We start from the raw sequence: 21,537 nt of genomic DNA, 5'->3' as shown, positions 1-21,537 counted from the left end.
TTGAGGCCGTCAGGGTTTGAGGACCTTGCCCGACGGCGTCCCACGGGCCGGGGCGATCTCCGCGAGCCAGGACGTGAGAATCGCCGAGACCCGGTCCGGCGCCTCCTCGGGCAGGAAGTGTCCCGCGCGGGGGATCACCTTGAAGCGGTACTCGGGCCCGGCGACGGCCACGTCGTCGCCCGTCAGCGCGGCGTGCGAGGCAGGCAGGCACCGGTCGGCGCCGCCGTGCAGCTGGAGCGTCGGGACTCCTGCGGGGGTGCGCAGCGCGGCGAGGTATCGGCGGCCGTCCAGGCGCGGCGTCGAGCGGACCATCCAGCGCATCTGCTCCATCGCGCTGTGCGCCGCGAACGGGACGCGCGCGGCGGCGCGGTAGGTCGCGAGGGTCTCCTCGTCCAGCCAGCCGGGTGCGCCCCATTCGTGCAGCACGCGGGCGACCAGGTCGGACCGGGTCATCGCGCGCTCGGGCAGGTACGGGAGCTGGAAGAACGCGAGCCGGCGGGCGGCGGCGGGGCGCATGGTCCGGCGCAGGCCGGCGTTCAGGTGCAGCGGGTGCGGCGCGGAGATCGCGGCCACGGCGCGGGTCACGTCCGGATGGAGCGCCGGCATCGACCACGCGACGGCGCCCCCGAGCCCCTGCCCGACGACGACCGCCCGGTCCGCACCGAGGGACCGGATCAGGCCCGCGACGTCCCGGCTGAGGGTCGGCACGTCGTAGCCGTGCGGGGGCTTGTCGGACGCCCCGGTGCCGCGAAGGTCCATCGCGGCGACTCGGTAACCGGCGTCCGCGAGCGACTCGAGCTGGTGGCGCCACGCCCACCAGAACTGCGGGAACCCGTGCAGCAGCACGATCAGCGGGGTGTCACGGTCGTCCGGTCCGGCGAGCGCAACGTGGAACCGCGCGGCGTTCGCGGGCACGAACTGGTGTCGCCAGGGCCCTGGCAGCAGGACGGCGCTCGAATCGACAATCACGGCGCGAACTTACCGGTTCAGGCAGGCCGATCGCGCGCCGAAGGTCCTGCGCGCGCCGGAGCGAGCCCGGCGATCGGCGCGGCGATCGAGCACGGACAGCGCCGATCGCCTCACGCCTCGGCGGCCGCGATCACACCCGCGACGTCACCCAGGACCGGTTCGAGCCCGCTCTCGCGGCGGTCCTTCGGCGGGTCGAAGCGGTAGCCGACGTTGCGCACCGTGCCGATGAGCTGTTCGTGCTCGGGCCCGAGCTTCGCCCGGAGCCGTCGCACGTGCACATCGACCGTGCGCGTGCCTCCGTAGTAGTCGTAGCCCCAGACCTCCTGGAGCAGCTGGGCACGGGTGAAGACCCGGCCCGGGTGCTGCACGAGGTACTTGATGAGCTCGAACTCCTTGTACGTCAGGTCCAGGGGTCGCCCGCGCAACCGCGCGCTGTACCCGCCCGCATCGATCGTCAGCTCGCCCGCGGAGATCTCCTGCGGTCCGCTCTCGAAGCCCGCAGAGGCCGAGCGTTCGATGGCGAGCCGGAACCGGCACTCGACCTCGGCGGGGGACGCGTTCTCCAGCAGGAGGTCGTCCACCCCCCAGTCGGCCTTCACGACCGTCAGCCCGCCCTCGGTGAGCACAAGGATGAGCGGGACGTCGAGGCCGGTGGCGCGCAGCAACCGGCAGGTGGTGCGGGCGGCGACCAGGTCGCGTCGGGCATCGAGCAGCACGATGTCGGAGTCCGGCGCGTCGACGAGCGCCGACGGCTCGACGGGCAGTACTCGGATGCGGTGCGACAACAGACCCAGTGCCGGAAGCACCTGGGCCGAGCCGCCCGCGGTGGGTGTGAGGAGCAGGAGGTCTGCCACGGATGAATCCCCCTCGGGGCTCAAGGGGTGCCAGTTTACCGCTCTGCACGACGCGGAACTGCGGCCGGGCTCGATCGGCACAGCGGCCCGGCGTTTCTGAGAGACTCGTGCCCGTGCTCGGCCCCTCCCATAACTACGCGACCGCCGTGACCCATGTCCCGAGCGGAGCTGTGAACATCTGATGGACATCACATCGCGCGCGGTGGCCACGGCCGCCGTGGCCGCCCTCGTCGCCGTCGCCGCCTTCCTCGGGGAGGTGCCGCTGATCGCTCTCGCGGGGATCCTCAGCCTCACGTTCGCCGTCGGGTGGCCCCCGCTCGCGGACCTGCCCCAGCGCGTCGGCGCTTCGATCGTCATCGGGCTGGGCGGGATCGGCGCGGTGCTGACCATCGCGCTGACGACCGGCGAGCCGTTCCTGCGCGGCGTCCCGCTGGCCATCGCCCTGGCGATCGTCGCGGCCTTCGTCAACGAGCTGCTGCGGCGCGACGGGCGCGAGCGGCTCGTGGAGTCGGTGTCCGGGGTTGTGGCGGGCGTGCTCGTCGCGGCGAGCGTCGCCGGCTGGGTCGCGGCGGGACGCACGACGGGCGGCGCGTCCCTCGTCGTGACCGGAGCTGTCGCGCTCGCGGCGGGCGCCACGCTGTCGGCGCTGCCGGTCGCCGGCTGGGGCGGCGCGCTGCTGACCATCGGCGCCGCGGTGGGCGCGGGCGCCGGGATCGGCCAGCTCGTCCCGGACATCGGCTACCTGGTGGGTGGCCTGATCGGGCTCTCGGTCGGCATCCTCGTCGCCACCCTGCTCGAGCTGTTCGACCGGTTGCCCACGCTGAGCGGGCGGTGGGCGGCGATCGCCGCGGTCGTGCTGCCGGTGACCGTCACCGGTTTCCTGGTCTACGTCGTCGGGCGCGTGCTGCTCGGTTAGTAGACGAGCGCCTGGACCCCCGGGGCGAGGATCTCCTCGACGAACACCGCCGCGCCCGCGATGCGCACGCCCGGCAGGACGTCGTCGGCCGTGATGCCGCGGCGGGCCGCGCACTGGGTGCACACGGTCACGGTGCCCGCGCCCAGCACGGCCGTGAGCAGGTCGTCCAGCGGGGCGGCGCGGGCCAGCACGACGTCGGCGGCGCGCCCCGGCAGCGCGAGCCACGCGGACTCACCGGTCAGCCACAGGCTGACCTCGGCACCCGCCGCGACCGCGATCGCGGCTACCGTGAACGCCTGGTTGCACGCCTCGGGGCGGTCTGCGCCGGACGTCGTCTTGACCACGAGGGATCGCGCTGGGCTGGTCATCGCGTCAGCGTAGGTCCACCTCTCGATAGGATCGACCACATGACAGGGCTCGAGGTCTTCTTCATCGCACTTCTCGTCGTCGCGACCCTCGGAATCGGCGGTATGGCCGGACTGGTCGTGCTCCGGCTCTACAAGGGTCAGCGCTGAGGGGCACCGGCATGGCGTTCGCGCTTCCCGACGGTCTGGCGCCGGAGGTGTACCCGCTCGCGTGGCTGGTCGGCGACTGGCGCGGCGAGGGTGTCGTCGGCTACCCCGGGATCGAGGAGAAGACGTTCGTCCAGGACGTCAGCTTCGACCACGACGGCGGCCCGTACCTGCGCTACACGTCGACGATCCGCCTCATCGTCATCCCCGACGACCCGGCGGAGCTGCTCGACGACCCGCTGCTCGAGGCCCCGGTGGCGACGGTCTCCGAACCCACCGACCGCGACGCCGGTCCCGTGTGGTCGACCGAGACCGGCTTCTGGCGCATCGCGCCGGTGCGGCCGCCGGAGGTACCCGAGGACCAGTACCCGGTCGAGCTGCTGCTCGCCGACCCGGCCGGGCACCTCGCGCTGTACCTGGGCGCGGTCGGCAACGGCCGCATCGAGCTCTCGAGCGACCTGATCGCGAGCACCTCGACCGCCGCCGCGGACGTCACCGCCGCGACCCGCCTGTACGGACTCGTCAAGGGAGAACTCATGTGGGCCGAGGACCTGGCCGCGTTCGGCCATCCGCTGCAGACGTACGCCTCGGCCCGCCTTAATCGGGTCGGTGCCTGAGATGGCGAGCCCCCTGCTCGGCCGGCGCGGAGCCGTCCGTGGATCGGGTCCCGACGCCGGCGTGGCGTGGCACTACGGCGACCCGACGGCCGAGCAGCGCGCGCTGCGGGCCGGCGGCGCCGTCGTGGACCTCTCGCACTACGGCGTCGTGCGCGTCGCCGGCCCGGACCGCCTCACCTGGCTGAACTCGATCACGAGCCAGAATCTGCTCGACCTGGCGCCGGCCACCTCGACCGAGCTGCTCGTGCTCAGCCCGCAGGGCCACATCGAGCACGCCGCCGGCGTGGTCGACGACGGCGAGGCGACGTGGCTGATCACCGAGGGCTCGCACGCCCCGACGCTCGCGGCCTGGCTGGACCGGATGAAGTTCATGATGCGGGTCGAGATCACCGACGCGACCGAGGACTGGGCCGTGCTCGGTGAGCCGGTCGGCGCCGAGGGCGGCCCCGGCGAGCCCGTGACCTGGCACGACCCGTGGCCGCGGACGCTGGCCGGTGGCACGCGTTACGGGCCCGACGACGCCGCGCACCCCGGCCAGGACCGGCCGTGGCGGCTCGTCCTGGTGCCACGGGCCGGCCTCGAGGCCTCGGTCGCGGAGCGTGAGGCGGCCGGCTGGCGCCTCGCGGGGACCTGGGCGAGCGAGGCTGCGCGTGTCGAGGCCTGGCGGCCACGGCTCGCGTTCGAGGTCGACAACCGCTCCATCCCGCACGAGCTGGACTGGCTGCGCACCGCGGTGCACCTGCACAAGGGCTGCTACCGCGGCCAGGAGACGGTCGCGCGGGTGCACAACATGGGCCGCCCGCCGCGTCGCCTGACCATGCTGCACCTCGACGGTTCGGGGCACCTGCTGCCGCTGAGCGGGGCCGAGGTCCGCAACGGCGAGCGGGTCGTGGGAACCGTGACGTCGGTCGCCCGGCACCACGAGCTGGGACCGATCGCGCTCGCGGTGCTCAAGCGCAGCACGCCCGAGGGCGTCGACCTCGAGGTCGACTGCGAGGGCGGTGCGATCGCCTCCGGGCAGGAGACGATCGTGCCGGGCGAGGGAGTCTCGGCGGACCGGCCCACCGCCCGCGGCCCGGTCACCCGCGGGCTGGGACACCACCCGAGCCTGTGACGGCGGACGCGGCGCGCGGCCGCGCCGGGCGGCCGCGGCAGGTTGCGGCGGGACGGGCCCGGGTCGTCGTCCGGGCGCGGGCCCGGCAGGGCCTCGCGCGGGTACGCACGTCGTTGGTCCCGATGCTCCAGGCGAGCGCGGCGGCCGGGGTCGCCTACGCGATCGGGTACTACTGGCTGGGTCACCCGGCACCCTTTTTCGCGCCCGTCTCGGCGTGGGTCGCCCTCGGTTTCAGCCCCGACCGCCAGGTGCGCCGGGTCGCCGAGCTCGCGATCGGGGTCGCCGTCGGGGTCGCGCTCGGGGACCTGCTGGTGCACCTGCTCGGCTCGGGGTGGTGGCAGATCGCCCTGGTGCTGGCGGTCGCCGGGCTCGCCGCCAGGTTCATCGACCGCGGGGTGCTGCTCACGACGCAGGCCGGGGTTCAGGCGATCGTCATCGTCGGCCTGCCCGCGCTCGCCAGCGGCGGGCCGATCGGACGCTGGACGGATGCGCTGGTCGGGGGCGGCGTCGCGCTGCTGGTGGCCACGCTCGGGTCGACCGACCCGCGCCGTCGGCCGCGCGAGCACGCGCGCAACGCGATGCACGAGCTCGCCGGGATGCTGCGGACGCTCGCCGGCGGGATCGGGTCCGACGACCCGGCCGGCGCCGAGGAGTCCCTGGTGCTCGGCCGGACCGCCGAACCCGCGTTCGAGGAGTGGCGGGCAAGCGCGAAGAGCGCGCGGGACCTCGCCCGGGTCTCGCCGGCGGGGCTTCGGTTCCGCGAGGAGCTCACCGCGCTGCAGGACGCGGGCACCAAGGCCGACCACGCCATGCGCAACGCGCGGGTGCTGGCCCGGCGCACGATCGCGGTGCTCGGGACCGGGCGCGAGCTCACGCCGCTGGCCGAGATCGTCGACGACCTTGCCGACGGCGCCGTCGAGATCGCGGTCTCCTTCGGGACGGATCGGTCCCTGGCCCGGGCGCGCAGCGACCTGCTCGCGATAGCGGCGCGGATGGACCCCTTCGAGATCGCGCCGCAGGACTGGCAGGCGCAGAGCCTCGTGCTGCTGCTGCGGTCGTTCGTGGTCGATCTCGCCGAGGTCGCCGGGGTCCTACCCGAGGCGGCGCGCGCGGCGCTGCCGGAGTTCTAGGGCATCGCGTACACGCGCGGCGCGGGCTCCTGTACGTTCGTTTCATGGAGGTCCCCGTCAGCGCGCTGCGCGCCGAGCTCAAGCAATGGATCGATGCCGCTCGCTCAGGTGCGGACGTGGTGATCACCGATCGCGGGGTGCCCGTCGCCCGGCTCTCTTCCATCGCCTCGACCGACCTGCTCACCCGGCTGCAGCGCCAGGGGCTGCTCACCGCCCCGGCGGCGGAACGGCCGGTGGCCCTGGTGCACGACCGGAACCGGCCCGCGCAGGCCCTCTCTGAGCTCGCTCGCCGCTTGCGGCGCTGAGCATGGCACTCGTCTACTTCCACCCCGGCGCGCTCGTGCGGCTGTGCATGCCCTCGACCGGTTCGGGGCTCGCCGCCGCGCTCTGGGACGGTGCGGACACCGTGGTGACGTCCCGGATGGCGGATCTCGAGGTGCGAGCCGTGCTCGCCGGGGGCCTGCGGATGGGCAAGCTCGACGAGGCCGGCCACGAGCGGGCGCGGGAGCGCTGGCGGCGGCTGTGGCGCGGGCTGTGGACCGTCGAGCTGGGCGACGAGCTCACCCAGCAGGCGGCCGTCCTCGCCGAGCGCCACCCGCTGCGCGCGACCGACGCCGTCCACCTCGCGAGCGCGCTGCTGCTCGCGAGCCCCGACCTGGCCGTGCTCGGCTGGGACCCGCCGTTCTGCGAGGCCGCGCGGGCTGAGGGATTGCACGTGCTGCCATGAATTCCATCTGCTGCCATGAGGTGGACCGGGGCTGACCGGCGTCCCGCGTCTCGTACGCTGGTGCTCGTGATCGGTTATGCGCAGAGCTTCGTCTTCTTCGCCCTCTACTTCGCCGTGTTCGTGCTGTCGGTGTGGGCGCTCATCGACCTGCTCACCCGGCCGGCCGGCGCCTTCGTCAGCGGCGGCAAGCGCACCAAGAACTTCTGGCTCGCACTGACCGGCGCGGGGACCGCGATCGCCTTCGTCGCGATTCCGCCGCCCCCGCCGTTGTTCGGATTCCTGGCCTACCTGGGGATCGGCCTCGGCGCGCTGTCGTTCCTCGCGCTCGGCAGCGCGGTCGCGGCGATCGTCTACCTCGTCGACGTGCGGCCCGCCATCCGCCCGTACTCCGGACCCCGCGGTGGTCGTGGTGGTCGTGGTGGCAACCCGCCGTCCCGCGGCGGCTGGTGACCTTCCGCTCCGGTTCCGTTCCGGCTCCGGACCGTCGTCGATCCCGCACGCCCCGCCTCGATCTGCCGGCGAGTTCGGGCCCGGACCGGTCTCTGTGCAGCCCTCTGTGCAGCGAACGCGCACCCTGGGTGCACTTTGGCTGCACAGAGCGCTGCACTGACGCGTCGACCCGCTGCGCCGAGCTGTCTACCGACGTCGGCGCCAGTATGCCGACGCTGGGCCGCACAGGGATATCTCGTGCGAGCCGCCGGCCGTCAGCCGCCGCCCGACGTTGGTCGCTGGTGAGTTCGTCGTTTCCACGCGAGTTCGCCGGTCGAGACCGACGAACTCGGCTCAAGAGGGCGAACTCGCGGCTCACGGAGCTGCGGGTGGGGGAGCTGCGGGTGCGGCTCTGCTCGGCGTCGGGGGCGGGGCTGTGAGGGCGGTGGTGCAGCGGGTGACGTCGGCCTCGGTGACCGTGGACGGCGTCGTCGTCGGGGAGATCCGGGGGCAGGGGCTGGTGGTGCTGCTCGGCGTCACGCACGACGACGGCCCGGCGCAGGTCGAGCTGATCGCGCGGAAGATCGCCGAGCTGCGGATCCTGCGCGACGAGCGGGCAGCGGCCGACGTCGGCGCCCCCGTCCTGGTGGTCAGCCAGTTCACCCTCTACGCGAACACCCGCAAGGGGCGCCGGCCCACCTGGAACGAGGCCGCGCCGGGTCCGGTCGCCGAGCCGCTGGTCGGAGCCGTCGTCCAGGCCCTCGAGGCACGCGGACTGGAGGTCGCGACCGGTGTGTTCGGGGCCGACATGGCGGTCGAGCTCGTCAATGATGGACCCGTGACGATCCTTCTCGAGGCCTGAGGCGTGGTGCTCCGGATCGAGGCCGTGCGTGGTGACATCACGCGCGAGCACCTCGACGCGATCGTGAACGCAGCGAACTCCACGCTGCTCGGCGGCGGCGGCGTCGACGGCGCGATCCACGACGCCGCCGGCCCCGCGCTGCTGGCCGAGTGCCGCGAGCTGCGCCGCACCGTGCTGCCCGACGGGCTCGCCGTCGGGGACGCCGTCGCGACCGGCGCCGGCCTGCTGCCGGCCCGCTGGGTGATCCACACGGTCGGGCCGAACGCGTACCGCGGCCAGCGAGACCCGGCGCTGCTCGCCTCGTGCTTCACCCGCTCGCTCGACGTCGCGGCGCAGGTCGGCGCGGCATCGGTCGCGTTCCCGGCGGTGAGCGCGGGGATCTACGGGTGGGACGTGCACGACGTCGCCCGGATCGCGGTCGGCGCGATCCGCGCCTGGGCCGAGGCGGCGGTGGGCGCACCGACGCCGGCCCGCGGGCGGCACGTGCAACTGGTCCGGTTCGTGCTGTTCGCCGACGCCGTGCTCGCAGCGTTCGAGGCCGCACTCGCCGCTCCCGCCGGGACGGCTGAGCCCGTCGGGAGCTGACGACCGACGTCGAACGAGCGTGATCCGCCGGTCGCGTGTCCGGTTCGCGAGGTGCGCGGGCCCCGTTCCCGGCCGCCGAACGGGTGGGTAGGGGGCCGTCCGCGTCACGCCTGCGGCGAACAGGGGCTGTTCCGGGGCCCCTGCCCGGTTAGCCTGAAAACACGCCGTCCCGGCCGGACCCTAGACCCGTCCGCACGTCGCTCGTGAAGGAGTGCACAATGTTCGAGAGATTCACGGACCGAGCCCGTCGGGTGGTCGTCCTCGCCCAAGAAGAGGCGCGGATGCTCAACCACAACTACATCGGTACCGAGCACATCCTGCTCGGTCTCATCCATGAGGGTGAGGGCGTCGCTGCCAAGGCGCTCGAGTCCCTCGGCATTTCCCTGGATGCCGTGCGTTCGCAGGTCCAGGAGATCATCGGCGAGGGCCAGCAGGCTCCGTCGGGCCACATCCCCTTCACGCCCCGCGCCAAGAAGGTTCTCGAGCTGTCCCTGCGCGAGGCGCTGCAGCTCGGCCACAACTACATCGGTACCGAGCACATCCTGCTCGGCCTGATCCGCGAGGGCGAAGGCGTCGCCGCGCAGGTGCTGAACAAGCTCGGCGCCGACCTGAACCGCGTCCGTCAGCAGGTCATCCAGCTGCTCAGCGGCTACCAGGGCAAGGAGCCGGTCGCCGCCGGCGGCCCCGCCGAGGGCCAGCCCTCCGGCTCGGCCGTGCTCGACCAGTTCGGTCGCAACCTGACCCAGGCGGCGCGCGACGGCAAGCTCGACCCCGTCATCGGGCGCGAGAAGGAGATCGAGCGGGTCATGCAGGTGCTGTCCCGCCGCACCAAGAACAACCCGGTCCTGATCGGGGAGCCCGGCGTCGGCAAGACCGCCATCGTCGAGGGCCTCGCCCAGGGCATCGTGCGCGGCGACGTGCCCGAGACGCTCAAGGACAAGCAGCTCTACACGCTCGACCTCGGCGCGCTCGTGGCCGGCAGCCGGTACCGCGGTGACTTCGAGGAGCGCCTGAAGAAGGTGCTCAAGGAGATCCGCACGCGCGGCGACATCATCCTGTTCATCGACGAGATCCACACCCTCGTCGGGGCCGGAGCAGCCGAAGGCGCCATCGACGCTGCGTCGATCCTCAAGCCGATGCTCGCGCGCGGCGAGCTCCAGACCATCGGTGCCACCACGCTCGACGAGTACCGTAAGTACGTCGAGAAGGACGCCGCCCTCGAGCGCCGGTTCCAGCCGATCCAGGTCGCCGAGCCCACGCTCAAGCACGCGATCGAGATCCTCAAGGGCCTGCGGGACCGCTACGAGGCGCACCACCGGGTGTCGATCACGGACGGCGCCCTGGTGGCCGCCGCGACGCTCGCGGACCGGTACGTCAACGACCGGTTCCTGCCGGACAAGGCGATCGACCTGGTCGACGAGGCGGGCGCGCGGCTGCGCATCCGTCGCATGACGGCTCCGCCGGAGCTGCGCGAGCTCGACGAGCAGATCGCCACGGCGCGCCGTGACAAGGAGTCCGCGATCGACGAGCAGGACTTCGAGAAGGCCGCGCGGCTGCGCGACAAGGAGAAGCAGCTCGGCCTGCGCCGCATCGAGAAGGAGAAGGCCTGGAAGTCGGGCGATCTCGACTCGGTCGCGGAGGTGGACGAGGACCTGATCGCCGAGGTGCTCGCGCTCGCCACCGGCATCCCGGTGTTCAAGCTGACCGAGGAGGAGAGCGTTCGGCTCCTGCACATGGAGGACGCCCTGCACAAGCGGGTCGTCGGCCAGGAGGCGGCGATCAAGTCGCTGTCGCAGGCGATCCGGCGCACCCGGGCCGGCCTGAAGGACCCGAAGCGTCCCGGTGGCTCGTTCATCTTCGCCGGGCCCACCGGCGTCGGGAAGACCGAGCTCGCCAAGGCGCTCGCGGAGTTCCTGTTCGACGACGAGAACGCGCTCATCCAGCTCGACATGAGCGAGTTCTCCGAGAAGCACACGGTCTCGCGGCTGTTCGGCTCGCCCCCCGGCTACGTCGGGTACGACGAGGGCGGCCAGCTCACCGAGAAGGTGCGTCGCAAGCCGTTCTCGGTCGTGCTGTTCGACGAGGTCGAGAAGGCGCACGCGGACATCTTCAACTCGCTGCTGCAGATCCTGGAGGACGGTCACCTGACCGACTCCCAGGGCCGCGTCGTCGACTTCAAGAACACCGTCATCATCATGACCACGAACCTCGGCACGCGGGACATCGCCAAGGGCCTGCAGACCGGCTTCCAGGCCGGCGGCGACCTGTCGACGTCGTACGAGCGCATGAAGAACAAGGTGCTCGACGAGCTCAAGCAGCACTTCCGTCCGGAGTTCCTCAACCGGGTGGACGACGTCGTGGTGTTCCCGCAGCTCTCGCAGTCCGAGATCCTCGCGATCGTCGACCTGATGGTCGCCAAGCTCGACGTGCGGCTGCAGGACAAGGACATGGCCATCAAGATCACGCCGGCGGCCAAGCAGTTGCTCGCCGACAAGGGTTACGACCCGGTGCTCGGTGCGCGTCCGCTGCGTCGCGCGATCCAGCGTGAGATCGAGGACCAGCTCTCCGAGAAGATCCTGTTCGGCGAGATCAAGGCCGGTCAGCTGATCGTCGTGGACGCCGTCGGGGAGGGTCTGCTGGGCGAGTTCACGTTCCGCGGGATCCCCAAGGGTGAGTGGGAGCCGTCTCCGGAGCCCGTTCCGGTCGGCGTCGTCGGCACCCCGAACTCGGGGATCGACCTCCCGCCGGCGCCGCCCGCGTCGGCACCGACCGACACGCAGACGATGCCGTCGGCCGGCTAGCTCGGACCGACTCGCGCGGGGGCCCGGATCCGCCAAGGATCCGGGCCCCCCGTCGTCGCGTGCCCGACGGCGGCGGCTGACTGACGGCCCGCCCTCTCTCTCTCTCCCCCCCCGCCCGTCCCGCGCCCATCCACACGCAACCGGGCCCGAGGGTCGTCGCGAGATAGGAGTCGTTGTCGTCTCGAGGCCCGAAATGCGACAACAACTCCTATCTCGATGCTCGAAACGAGCTCGACGTTGACGGGTTTGGGTTCTTCGCGAGATTGAGGTCTCGCGCGAAGTGGTCGAAGTCTCCGGCGAGCAGGGCCCAAGAGCCCCCGAGGACCGTGCGACGCAATGTGGCGACTCGAACCCGTGGGCGGGTCTTCACGACCTGCTCTCCTCCCGGTCGTCGAGCGGCTGGCGCAGGCTCAGCTCGCGCCGGCGAAGCCCTCCTGGCGCCACGCCTCGTACACGGCGAGGGCGGCGGAGTTCGCGAGGTTGAGCGAGCGCCGTCCGGGGAGCATCGGGATGCGGACCTGGTCGGTGATGCGGGGGTCGGCCAGCACGTCGTCGGGCAGGCCGGTGGGCTCGGGGCCGAACAGCAGCAGGTCGCCGGGGCGGTACTCGACGTCCGTGAACCGCCGCGTCGCGCGGGTGGTGAAGGCGAACACCCGCTCGTCGGGCATCGCCGCCCACGCCGCGGGCAGGTTCGGGTGCACCGTCACGTTCGCCAGGTCGTGATAGTCCAGCCCGGCCCGGCGGAGCTTGGGCTCCGACAGGTCGAAGCCGAGCGGCTCGATGAGATGCAGCTCGGCACCCGTCACGGCGGACAGCCGGATCGCGTTGCCGGAGTTCTGTGGGATACGGGGCTCGAAGAACACGATGCGGACCACCTGATGATGCTCCCATCCGCGCGGGGTGCTCCGCGCCGTAGCCTGTCTCCCCGGAGCGTCCCCCCACTCCCGCCCCGAGAGGACCACAACGATGTCGACCCAGTACCAGCCCGCCGAGGACCGCTACGCGAGCACGGACTACCGGCGCGTGGGCCGCAGCGGGCTGACCCTGCCGCCGCTCTCGCTCGGGCTGTGGCACAACTTCGGGGACACGAAGCCGCTGGAGACCCAGCGCGCCGTGATCCGCCGCGCGTTCGACCTCGGCATCACGCACTTCGACCTGGCGAACAACTACGGCCCGCCGTACGGGTCCGCGGAGGAGAACTTCGGCCGGCACATCGCCGCCGACCTGCGCCCGTTCCGCGACGAGCTCATCATCAGCTCCAAGGCCGGCTACGACATGTGGCCCGGCCCGTACGGCGACGGCGGTTCGCGCAAGTACCTGCGCGCGTCCCTCGACCAGTCGCTCACCCGCCTGGGCCTGGACTACGTCGACATCTTCTACTCCCACCGCTACGACCCGACGGTGCCGCTCGAGGAGACCATGGGCGCGCTGCACACCGCGGTCCAGCAGGGCAAGGCGCTGTACGCCGGCGTCTCGAACTACTCCCCGGCACAGACCCGCGAGGCCGCGCGGATCCTCGGCGAGCTGGGCACGCCGCTGACGATCCACCAGCCGTCGTACTCGATGTTCAACCGGCACATCGAGCAGCCGACGCCGGTCGTGGGCTCCGGCGAGATCGCCGGCGAGAACCAGCTCGACGTCGTCGGGGACCTCGGGATCGGCATGATCGTGTTCTCGCCGCTGTCGCAGGGGCTGCTCACCGGGCGGTACCTCAGCGGCGAGGTGCCGGCGGGGTCGCGGGCCGCCGTCGGGCACTTCCTGAAGTCCGAGAGCCTCAGCGAGACCTACCTCGAGCGGGCGCGCGCCCTGAACGAGATCGCTGCCGGGCGCGGGCAGAGCCTCGCGCAGCTCGCGCTGTCGTGGGTGCTGCGCGACTCGCGGGTGACCTCCGCGCTGATCGGCGCGAGCAGCGTCGCCCAGCTCGAGGACAACGTCGCCGCGCTCGCCGCCGGCCCGCTGACCGGCGACGAGCTGGCCGCCATCGAGCCGTTCGCGGTCGACGGCACCGGCCGCTGACCCCAACCCCAACCCCAACCAAGACCCCAAAAGCCTGCAGAACCCCCGCAACGTCCGAGCGTTGACGTCCTATAGGACGTCAACGCTCGGACGTTGCGAGAGTTCGGTGGGGTTCGGTGGGGTTCTGCGGGGTTTCACGGGGGTTCTGGGCGGACGCGCGGTCGCTCAGTAGGTGAAGGCTGAGACCTTCGCGCTCAGGTCGGCGGACATCCGGGCGAGCTCGCCGACCGACGCGCCCATCTCGGCGAGCACGCCGCTCGAGCTTGCGGCGGAGGTCGCAACGCCGGCGATGTTCACCGCGATCTCGACCGAGCCGGTCGCCGCCTCGGTCACGGACCGGGACATCTCGTTGGTCGTGGCCGTCTGTTCCTCGACCGCGCTGGCGATCGTGAGCTGGTAGTCGTTGATCAGCGCGATGATGGCGCTGATCTCCCCGATCGCGGCGACCGCACCACTCGTGTCGACCTGGATCGTCTCGACCTGGCGCGTGATGATCTCCGTGGCCTTCGCGGTATCCCGCGCGAGCTCCTTGACCTCCCCCGCGACGACGGCGAAGCCCTTGCCTGCCTCGCCGGCCCGCGCGGCCTCGATCGTCGCGTTCAGCGCCAGCAGGTTCGTCTGCTCGGCGATGGAGGTGATGGCCTTGACGACGGCGCCGATCTCGGCCGACGACGCGCCGAGGGCGGTCATGATCCCGGTCGTCGTCGCCGCGACGCCGGTCGCCTTGGACGCCACCTTCACGGCGTCGTTGGTGTTCTGGGCGATCTCGCGGATCGAGGCGCCCATCTCCTCCGCACCGGCGGAGACCGTCTGCACGTTCCGGCTGACCTGCTCCGCCGCTGCGGCCACCACTCCGGCCTGGGCGCTGGTCTCCTCCGACCCGGCCGCGACCTGCGTGTTCGCTGCCGAGAGCTGCTCAGCCGCCGCGGCCACCATCTGCGACGTCTCCACCACCCCGGAGATCACGTCTCGCAGGGCGTCCTGGGCGGTGACCAGGGCATGCGCCATCTGCCCGATCTCGTCGGTGGACCGGACCTCAGGACGCACCGTCAGGTCACCGCTCGCCATCGCGTCCACGGCCCGCTTGACCTCGAACACCGAGCGGCGGATCGCACTCGCGATGGCCAGCCCGAGGAACACCGCCAGCAGGACACCGGCCACCAGGACCGCGAGCGTCGTCCGGATGGCGCTCGCTGCGCTTTGCTCCGCGCCGTGGGCGACGGCTGCCATGGAGGCGCTGACCTCGGCCCCGACCTGGGTCAGGCCCTCGAGCATCTGCACGCCGATGGCGGCGACCGTGCCGCGCTCCTTCTCGAAAGCCGCAGGGTTGTTGGACATCCCCGCCGGGACCAGGACGCCGTCGGCCTTGCTGCGGTACTCGCCCCACGAGGTGGTGAACTGCTGCCACGTCCCCGGGAGCTTGCCGTAGGCCGACTTGTACGTCGCGGCGAAGTCCGTGGTGGCCGAGTCCATCGTGGTGTAGGCGACCTGCAGCTTGTCGAACTGCTTCTGCTTGTCCGCGGCACTGGCGGAACCGATCACCATGATGTCCATCCGGACGCTCCACAGCGCGCCCGTGAGGGCGGCGAGGGAGGTGCTCACCGACCCCTGGGTGTCGGCGATCTGCATCGCGTCCGCCTTGATGTTTTGCATCTCCGCTGTCGCCAGGACGCCGAGCCCCGTCGCGAACATCGCGAACACGGTCACCAGCCCGAGGATCTTGCCGCGAACCGACATGCGGGCGAGCGGGTTCATCCGGCTGGGCGAAGTTGATGGCTTGTTCTGACTCACGACGCGCTCCTGGATGCGGTGGCCTGACTTCCTCCCCGGCCCTATCGGTCGCGCCGCAGACATTTGCAGCCACACTCGGTGAATGAGATCCAGATCACGAATCATGGGACGGGCGAGGCATTGAAAGCTGCGCAGACCTAGGGACCTTAGTCCCGGAATCGTCTCTTGCGGGTGTTGCCATCCGATACGGCGGGCCGCGGCGGCACCCGCCCGGGATCAGCTGAGGGTGGCGGCGATGAGCAGCAGGGCGGGGACCGCGAGTGCTGTCGTGAGCATGCCTGCGTCGCGGGCCAGCGCCTGGCCGCGGCCGTACTGGGTCGCGTAGACGAGCACGTTCTGCGCGGTGGGCAGGGCCGACATCGCGACGACGGCGAGCAGCTCGTGGCGGCCGAGGCCGAGGGCGTGCCCGAGCAGCAGGGCCATCGACGGGCTCACGACCGACCGCAGCACCCCGACGAGCACCAGCTCGCGTGGCCGGGTCACCTCGCCGCGGGACCGCGGCACGGCGATCGACATCCCGAAGGTCAGCAGGGCGAGCGGTGCGGCCGCGGCCCCGATCAGCGCGAACGGTCCGAACACGACCTCGGGCAGGTGCCACGGCAGCCCGGCGAGGAGCAGCCCGGTGAGCGACGCGACGATGATCGGGTTGCGGGCGGTGCGCCCCAGGATCCCGAGCAGCCCCGTCCGTCCGGTGGTGAGGTGCGTGTCCAGCACCGTGAACGCGATCGGAGCGAGCACGAGCAGCTGGAAGAGCAGCGGCGGTACGACCGCGACGGCGTCGCCGAGCAGGTAGACCGCGAGCGGCAGGCCCAGGTTCCCCGCGTTCACGTACGACGACGCGAGGGTGCCGACGACGACGTCGGGCGCCGGGCGACGCCAGACGAAGGCCAGCATGACGGCCGCGATGACCGCAACCGTCGTCGTGCTCAGGGCGGTGACCAGTGCCGAGCGCGAGATCAGCAGGTGCAGGTCGGCGTGCGAGATCGTGACGAGGAGCATGCACGGGGTCGCCACCGCGAAGCAGGCGCGCGCGAGGACGGTCCGCGCGTCGGGCCCGAGCGTGTTGCGCCGGCTGAGCAACCAGCCGATCGCGACGATCGCGGCCATCGTGCCCAGTGCCGTGACCACCGCGCCCATGCTGTGCACCCCCGCCTCGATGGAGCCCTGATCCTCCCAGACCCCCGCCCCGCTCCTCTGCCGCGTCCACCCGCGACGTGTCAGCCCGAGCGCGACCCATACCGCGCGCTGCGGCTGACAGGTCGAACGGCCCCCGAGTTGTCAGCCGCTGCGCGGACCAGGGACCGCGTTGGGGCTGACACGTCGGAGGGGTTAGCGAATGAGGAGGTCGCGGACGTTCGAGATGAGCTCGGTGCGGAACCAGTCGTCCTGGGGGAGGTCGTCGCCGAAGATCTCCGGGTGGGCCAGCAGGGCGTCGACGATGCGGGCGGGGTCGCTCTGGCCGCGGGCGTCCGTGGTGAGGCGGGCCGCCATCGGGTCGTCGATCGGCAGCGCCAGACCGGTGCGCGCGGCGGGGGAGGCGACGTACGCCATCCAGGCCGCGACGCCGCGGGCCGCCCACTGCGGCTTGCGACCGGCGGCGAGGTTGTCGCGGACCGTGCCGAGCAGGCGCAGCGGCAGCTTCTGCGAGCCGTCCATCGCGATCTGGATGGTGCGGTGCGCGAGGGCCGGGTTGGCGTACCGGTTCAGCACCTCGGCGCCGTAGGCCGCGAGGTCGGTCCCGTCCGGCGCGCGCAGGGTCGGGATGACGTCCTCGGTGATCAGGCCGCGGGCCACCGCGAGCAGCGACTCGTCCGCGACGGTCTCCGCGATCGTGGCGTAGCCGGCCAGCGCGCCCAGGTAGGCGAGGGTCGAGTGCGACCCGTTCAGCACGCGCAGCTTCATGAGCTCGTACGGCGCGACGTCGGTCGTCAGCTGGGCCCCGGCCAGCTCCCACGCGGGACGGTCCGCGGCGAAGTCGTTCTCGATCACCCACTGGCGGAACGGCTCGGCGACGACGAGGCCCTCGTCGGTCAGGCCGAGCATGGACTGCGCGAAGCTGCGGTCGGCCGCGGTCGTCGCGGGGACGATGCGGTCGACCATGCTGCACGGGAACGTCACGTTCGCCTCGAGCCACTGGGCCAGCGGGTCGCCCTCGGCGGTCGGCAGGGCGGCGCAGAAGTCGGCGACCAGGCGCGCGAGCACCTCACCGTTGCCGTTGAGGTTGTCGCACGACAGGACGGTGAGCGGGGCGCCCGTGCCGCGCGAGCGGGTCTGCAGCCCGCGCACCAGCCGGCCGACGGCGGACTTCGGCGCCCCACCGGCGAGGTCGTGCGCGACGAGCGGGTCGGCGACGTCGAGCGCGCCGTGCCCGTCCCGGGTGTAGCCCTTCTCGGTGATGGTGAGCGTGAGGACTGCGACGGCGGGGTCGTCGAACCGCGCGTCGAGGGCGGCCTGCTGCTCGGCGGGGTAGATCACGTCGCGCACCGCGCCGACGAGCCGCAGCCGGGTGCGCTCGGGGGAGCGCTCGAGGACGCCGTACAGGCCGTCCTGCGTGACGAGCTGGTCCCGGACCGACGACGAGCGCTGGGTCACCCCGCAGATTCCCCACCGGTCGTCCCCGGTGATCCGGGTGGCGTCCTGCGTGATCACCGCCTGGTGGGCGCGGTGGAACGCGCCGATGCCCAGATGCAGGATCCCGATCCCCTGGTCGGCCGCGCCGGGCGGCGGCAGCAGGATGTCCTCGCTCGCGTTCGCGCTCGGCAAGGTGGCGAAGGACAGACGACTCATGGCACTGCTCCGATTCTTCACGGGACGAGAACCTCGTCCCTGCGACTTCGAGGTTCGTTCACCGAGCTCGCGCCGTGCTGCCGCGGACCACGAGCTCGGTGCCGAGCTCGGGTGGCGGGTCGATCTCCCCGCGGCGCGCCGTCAGCAGCGCGTGCAGGTGCTCGATGGCCACTCGTCCCGCCTGCTCGCGCTCGATCCGCACGGTGGTCAGGGGCGGGGTGATCATCGACGCGATCGGGATGTCGTCGAAACCCACGATGCTGAGCTCGGCGGGGATCGACACCCCGTAGGCGGTGAGCCGGCTGACCAGCCCGATCGCCATCACGTCGTTGTACACGATCACCGCACTGACGTCCGCGAGCAGGACGGCGTCGGCCGCGCCGGCGCCGCCGTCGAAGGACGGGTCGTACGCGCCGATCAGGGCGCAGGTCATCCCCGCGGCCACCAGGTGCTGCTCGACGGCTGCGGAACGTTCGAGGTTGGAGTAGCTCGACGCCGGTCCGGCGACGTACCCGACCCGCTTGTGCCCGAGCGCGCGCAGGTGGTTCGCGGCCTGGCCCATGCCGCCGGCGTTGTCGATCGTGACCGCGGGGATGCCCGGGACGCGGCGGTTGACCAGCACGATCGGGCACTGGTCCTGGGCCTCGCGCAGCTCGCGGTCGCTCATCCGCGGCGCGCACAGGATCAGGCCGTCCACCTGCCGGGCGAGGCTCCGCACGAGCGGCGGCTCGGCGGCGGCGTCCTCGTCGGTGTCGGCCAGCAGGACGGGGTAGCCGAGCTCGTGCGCGCGGGTCTGCGCGCCCTTGACGACGCTCGGGAAGAACGGGTTCCCCAGGTCCGGGACGACGATCCCGATGTTCCCGGTGCGCCCGGTGATCAGGGACTGCGCGGCGCGGTTGGGCTGGTAGTCCAGTGCGCGGGCCGCGGCGAGGATGCGCCGGCGGGTGTCGTCGTCCACCTTCTCCGGCCGCCCGAAGGCTCGGGAGACCGTGGAGGCCGACACGCCCGCGGCGTTGGCCACGTCGCGGATGGTCGCGGTCACGGGATTCCCCTTGCTGTTCGACGTCGAGCTCGCGCCCCTATCGTGCAACCGTTTGCACGGAACGTCAAGGACCGCCACCGGCAAGTCCGGGGGACTTTTGACCCGCACTGACGCTCGTTGCGTGCGCTTCGCGTCGACACGGTTCCGCTCCGTCGTGATGTGGAACACGGTTCCGCTAGACAAGACCCGGCCGGGTGTGCAACCGTTTGCACGCGGCAGGGTAACTCCACCCGGTCGGTCGGATGAAGGAAGTCCCATGGCTGCATCGTTGAAGCTGCACCCGGATCGCGCGCTCCCGGCGGGCGATCGCCAGCGCACGATCGCCCGCGAGATCCTTTCGCAGACCGCGTCCCTGCCGCTCATCTGCATGCACGGTCACCTCGAGGCCGACGCGCTGGCCGCCAACGCGCCGTTCGCCGACCCCGCCCAGCTGCTGGTCGTGCCCGACCACTACGTGACCCGGATGCTCGTCTCCCAGGGCATCAGGCCCGAGGCGCTCGGGGTGCCGCGCGTCGACGGCGGGCCGGTCGAGACCGACTCGCGGGCCATCTGGCGGCTGTTCTGCGCGAACTGGAAGCTGTACCGCGGGACGCCGTCGCGCTATTGGATGGAGCACGAGCTGGTCGACGTCTTCGGCGTCGACGTCGTGCCGAGCGAGCAGAGCGCCGACGCGATCTACGACCAGATCGCCGGCCGCCTCGCCGAGCCGGACTTCCGACCCCAGCAGCTGCTCGACCGGTTCTCGATCGAGCTCATCTCCACGACCGACCCGGCCACGAGCGACCTGCGGCAGCACGCCGACCTCGCCACCCAGGGGCTGGACAAGCGGATCATCCCGACCTTCCGCCCGGACGCCGTCGTCTACCTCGACCGGCCGACCTGGCGCGCGGACATCGACCTGCTCGCGGACGTGACCGGCATCGCGACCGACACCTACGCCGGCTTCGTCGCCGCCCTGCGCGAGCGCCGCCAGGCGTTCGTCGCGGCGGGCGGGCTCGCGACCGACCACGGGCACCTCAGCGCCGACACGACGCCGATGCGCACCGCCGAGGCCGCCACGATCTACGCCACCGCGCTCGCGGGCCCGGTCACGGCGGCCGAGGTCGCAAGGTTCGCGGCGCACATGCTGTTCGTGATGGCAGGCATGGCGTGCGAGGACGGCCTGGTCATGCAGATCCATCCCGGCGTGCTGCGCGACCACAACGACGGCGTCTTCGCCGCGCACGGCCAGGACAAGGGTTTCGACATCCCCGTCGCCACCGAGTTCACCCGCGCGCTGCGGCCGCTGCTGCAGGCCTACGGAACCGACCCGCGCTTCCGCGTCATCCTCTTCACGGTCGACGAGACCGTATACAGCCGCGAGCTCGCGCCGATCGCCGGTGCCTACCCGTCCGTGCGGCTCGGCGCGCCGTGGTGGTTCCTTGACTCGCCCGAGGGCATGCGGCGGTTCCGCGAGGCGTCCACGGAGACGGCCGGGTTCTACAACACCTCCGGCTTCGTGGACGACACGCGCGCCTTCGCCTCCATCCCGGCCCGGCACGACCTGTTCCGCCGCGTCGACGCGGGATACCTCGCGCGCCTGGTCCTGGAGCACCGGCTCAGCACCGACGAGGCCACCGAGACCGCGATCGACCTCGCGTACAACCTCCCCAAGCTTGCGTACGAGCGCCGGTCCTGACCGGCGCGCTTTTCCTCACTCACGATTCAATCGTTCGCGCGAAGGAGCACGACAATGGCAGTCGAAGCGGTGGCAATTGCTACCCGAGTAGTCCCCAGGCTCACCCTGAAAGAGAAGATCTCCTATGGCATGGGCGATCTCGGCAATGGCTTCATGTTCGACCTCGGGCAGGCCTTCCTGCTGAAGTTCTACACCGACGTCGCCGGGCTGCCGGCCTACGTCGCCGGGCTGGTATTCCTGCTCACCAAACTGTTCGACGCCGTCGTCGACCCGATCGCGGGCGCGGTCATCGACGGGCGCACCAAGATCGGCCGGCACGGCCGCTTCAAGCCCGTGATGATGTACTCGAGCATCGCCCTGGCGGTCCTGACGGTCTTCACGTTCGTGAGCCCCGGTGGGACCGACCACGTCAATCTCATCTACGCCTACGGCTCCTACATGGCGTGGGGCGTGCTGTACTCCTTCACCAACATCCCGTACGGCTCGCTCGGGTCGGTCATGACGCAGGACGCCGGGGACCGGGCGCGGCTCGCGTCCTTCCGCCAGGCTGGTTCGACCACCGCGCTGCTGATCACCGGCGTGGCGTTCATGCCGATCGTGCTCGCCTTCGGCAACCCGCGGGTCGGCTACGGCGTCGCCGCCGGTGCGATGGCCCTCGTCGGGGTGATGTGCTTCTTCGCAACTTTCCGGGGCACCCGCGAGTCGGT

Annotated in this window: 21 protein-coding genes; 13 read left to right on the top strand and 8 right to left on the bottom strand. The window is 71.8% G+C overall.

The features are described from left to right. Positions 1-9: 9 nt before the first annotated feature. Both VIM26_RS20650 and VIM26_RS20645 read right to left on the bottom strand, forming a co-directional pair. Positions 10-969: an alpha/beta hydrolase gene (locus VIM26_RS20650; RefSeq protein WP_331954755.1), complete on the bottom strand. Its 960-nt coding sequence runs from the start codon at positions 967-969 to the stop codon at positions 10-12. Positions 970-1,079: 110 nt separating this feature from the next. Continuing rightward, positions 1,080-1,823: a response regulator transcription factor gene (locus VIM26_RS20645; protein WP_331954753.1), complete on the bottom strand. Its 744-nt coding sequence runs from the start codon at positions 1,821-1,823 to the stop codon at positions 1,080-1,082. A gap of 181 nt (positions 1,824-2,004) precedes the next feature. Between VIM26_RS20645 and VIM26_RS20640 the strand changes: the two genes are divergently transcribed. Then, complete coding sequence (locus VIM26_RS20640) at positions 2,005-2,739, top strand: hypothetical protein (RefSeq protein WP_331954751.1); 735 nt, start codon at positions 2,005-2,007, stop codon at positions 2,737-2,739. Here VIM26_RS20640 and VIM26_RS20635 read toward each other — a convergent pair. Further along, complete coding sequence (locus VIM26_RS20635) at positions 2,736-3,107, bottom strand: DsrE family protein (RefSeq protein WP_331954749.1); 372 nt, start codon at positions 3,105-3,107, stop codon at positions 2,736-2,738. The genes VIM26_RS20640 and VIM26_RS20635 overlap by 4 nt on opposite strands. Positions 3,108-3,265: 158 nt before the next feature. Between VIM26_RS20635 and VIM26_RS20630 the strand changes: the two genes are divergently transcribed. From VIM26_RS20630 to VIM26_RS20590, 9 genes are all read left to right on the top strand, one after another. Beyond that, positions 3,266-3,868, top strand: a complete 603-nt coding sequence (locus tag VIM26_RS20630; protein ID WP_331954747.1) for an FABP family protein — start codon at positions 3,266-3,268, stop codon at positions 3,866-3,868. A gap of 1 nt (position 3,869) precedes the next feature. Beyond that, on the top strand, positions 3,870-4,982 hold the full coding sequence (locus VIM26_RS20625) for a YgfZ/GcvT domain-containing protein (RefSeq protein WP_331954745.1): 1,113 nt from the start codon (positions 3,870-3,872) through the stop codon (positions 4,980-4,982). Then, positions 4,979-6,112: an FUSC family protein gene (locus VIM26_RS20620; protein ID WP_331954743.1), complete on the top strand. Its 1,134-nt coding sequence runs from the start codon at positions 4,979-4,981 to the stop codon at positions 6,110-6,112. The genes VIM26_RS20625 and VIM26_RS20620 overlap by 4 nt, the downstream gene beginning before the upstream one ends. Before the next feature lie 44 nt (positions 6,113-6,156). Continuing rightward, positions 6,157-6,417 carry a type II toxin-antitoxin system prevent-host-death family antitoxin gene (locus VIM26_RS20615; protein WP_331954741.1) on the top strand — a complete coding sequence of 87 codons (261 nt, stop codon included), beginning with the start codon at positions 6,157-6,159 and terminating at the stop codon, positions 6,415-6,417. Between the two features lie 2 nt (positions 6,418-6,419). Further along, on the top strand, positions 6,420-6,839 hold the full coding sequence (locus tag VIM26_RS20610; protein ID WP_331954739.1) for a type II toxin-antitoxin system VapC family toxin: 420 nt from the start codon (positions 6,420-6,422) through the stop codon (positions 6,837-6,839). A gap of 66 nt (positions 6,840-6,905) precedes the next feature. Beyond that, positions 6,906-7,289 (top strand): DUF2516 family protein, encoded by a 384-nt coding sequence (locus VIM26_RS20605; protein ID WP_331954737.1) that lies wholly within the window; start codon positions 6,906-6,908, stop codon positions 7,287-7,289. Positions 7,290-7,704: 415 nt separating this feature from the next. Next, on the top strand, positions 7,705-8,130 hold the full coding sequence (gene dtd, locus VIM26_RS20600; RefSeq protein ID WP_331954735.1) for a D-aminoacyl-tRNA deacylase: 426 nt from the start codon (positions 7,705-7,707) through the stop codon (positions 8,128-8,130). A 3-nt stretch (positions 8,131-8,133) separates the two neighbouring features. Further along, a complete protein-coding gene (locus VIM26_RS20595; RefSeq protein WP_331954733.1) occupies positions 8,134-8,715 on the top strand; it encodes an O-acetyl-ADP-ribose deacetylase in 582 nt (193 codons plus the stop codon). Between the two features lie 218 nt (positions 8,716-8,933). Continuing rightward, positions 8,934-11,516 (top strand): ATP-dependent Clp protease ATP-binding subunit, encoded by a 2,583-nt coding sequence (locus tag VIM26_RS20590; protein ID WP_331954731.1) that lies wholly within the window; start codon positions 8,934-8,936, stop codon positions 11,514-11,516. Between the two features lie 410 nt (positions 11,517-11,926). Here VIM26_RS20590 and VIM26_RS20585 read toward each other — a convergent pair whose 3' ends face one another. After that, entirely contained in the window at positions 11,927-12,391 is a 465-nt protein-coding gene (locus tag VIM26_RS20585) for a tRNA (cytidine(34)-2'-O)-methyltransferase (RefSeq protein WP_331954729.1), read from the bottom strand. Between the two features lie 91 nt (positions 12,392-12,482). Here VIM26_RS20585 and VIM26_RS20580 point away from each other — a divergent pair, with 91 nt between their 5' ends. Beyond that, the gene (locus tag VIM26_RS20580) at positions 12,483-13,532 is read left to right on the top strand and encodes an aldo/keto reductase (protein ID WP_331954727.1); all 1,050 of its coding nucleotides are present in this window, start codon (positions 12,483-12,485) and stop codon (positions 13,530-13,532) included. 165 nt (positions 13,533-13,697) lie between these two features. Here VIM26_RS20580 and VIM26_RS20575 read toward each other — a convergent pair whose 3' ends face one another. The 4 genes from VIM26_RS20575 to VIM26_RS20560 all read right to left on the bottom strand — a co-directional run bounded on the left by VIM26_RS20575 (position 13,698) and on the right by VIM26_RS20560 (position 19,152). Continuing rightward, entirely contained in the window at positions 13,698-15,323 is a 1,626-nt protein-coding gene (locus tag VIM26_RS20575) for a methyl-accepting chemotaxis protein (protein ID WP_331954725.1), read from the bottom strand. Positions 15,324-15,539: 216 nt separating this feature from the next. Continuing rightward, entirely contained in the window at positions 15,540-16,451 is a 912-nt protein-coding gene (locus VIM26_RS20570) for an AEC family transporter (RefSeq protein WP_331954723.1), read from the bottom strand. A gap of 201 nt (positions 16,452-16,652) precedes the next feature. Continuing rightward, the gene (locus tag VIM26_RS20565) at positions 16,653-18,110 is read right to left on the bottom strand and encodes a mannitol dehydrogenase family protein (protein WP_331954721.1); all 1,458 of its coding nucleotides are present in this window, start codon (positions 18,108-18,110) and stop codon (positions 16,653-16,655) included. Between the two features lie 58 nt (positions 18,111-18,168). Next, the gene (locus VIM26_RS20560) at positions 18,169-19,152 is read right to left on the bottom strand and encodes a LacI family DNA-binding transcriptional regulator (RefSeq protein ID WP_331954719.1); all 984 of its coding nucleotides are present in this window, start codon (positions 19,150-19,152) and stop codon (positions 18,169-18,171) included. Positions 19,153-19,408: 256 nt separating this feature from the next. On the opposite strand from VIM26_RS20560, the gene uxaC reads away from it, so the two are divergent. Together uxaC and VIM26_RS20550 are read left to right on the top strand one after the other, a co-directional pair. Further along, a complete protein-coding gene (gene uxaC, locus VIM26_RS20555) occupies positions 19,409-20,830 on the top strand; it encodes a glucuronate isomerase (protein WP_331954717.1) in 1,422 nt (473 codons plus the stop codon). A gap of 54 nt (positions 20,831-20,884) precedes the next feature. After that, positions 20,885-21,537 (top strand): MFS transporter (locus VIM26_RS20550; RefSeq protein WP_331954715.1); only part of this gene is annotated, 653 nt, incomplete at its 3' end.

Source organism: Pengzhenrongella sp. (genome assembly GCF_036565025.1).
Classification (GTDB): Bacteria; Actinomycetota; Actinomycetes; order Actinomycetales; family Cellulomonadaceae; genus Pengzhenrongella.
The sequence above is the reverse complement of the archived record's forward strand: the minus strand, read 5'-3'. Positions and strand labels throughout refer to the sequence as shown.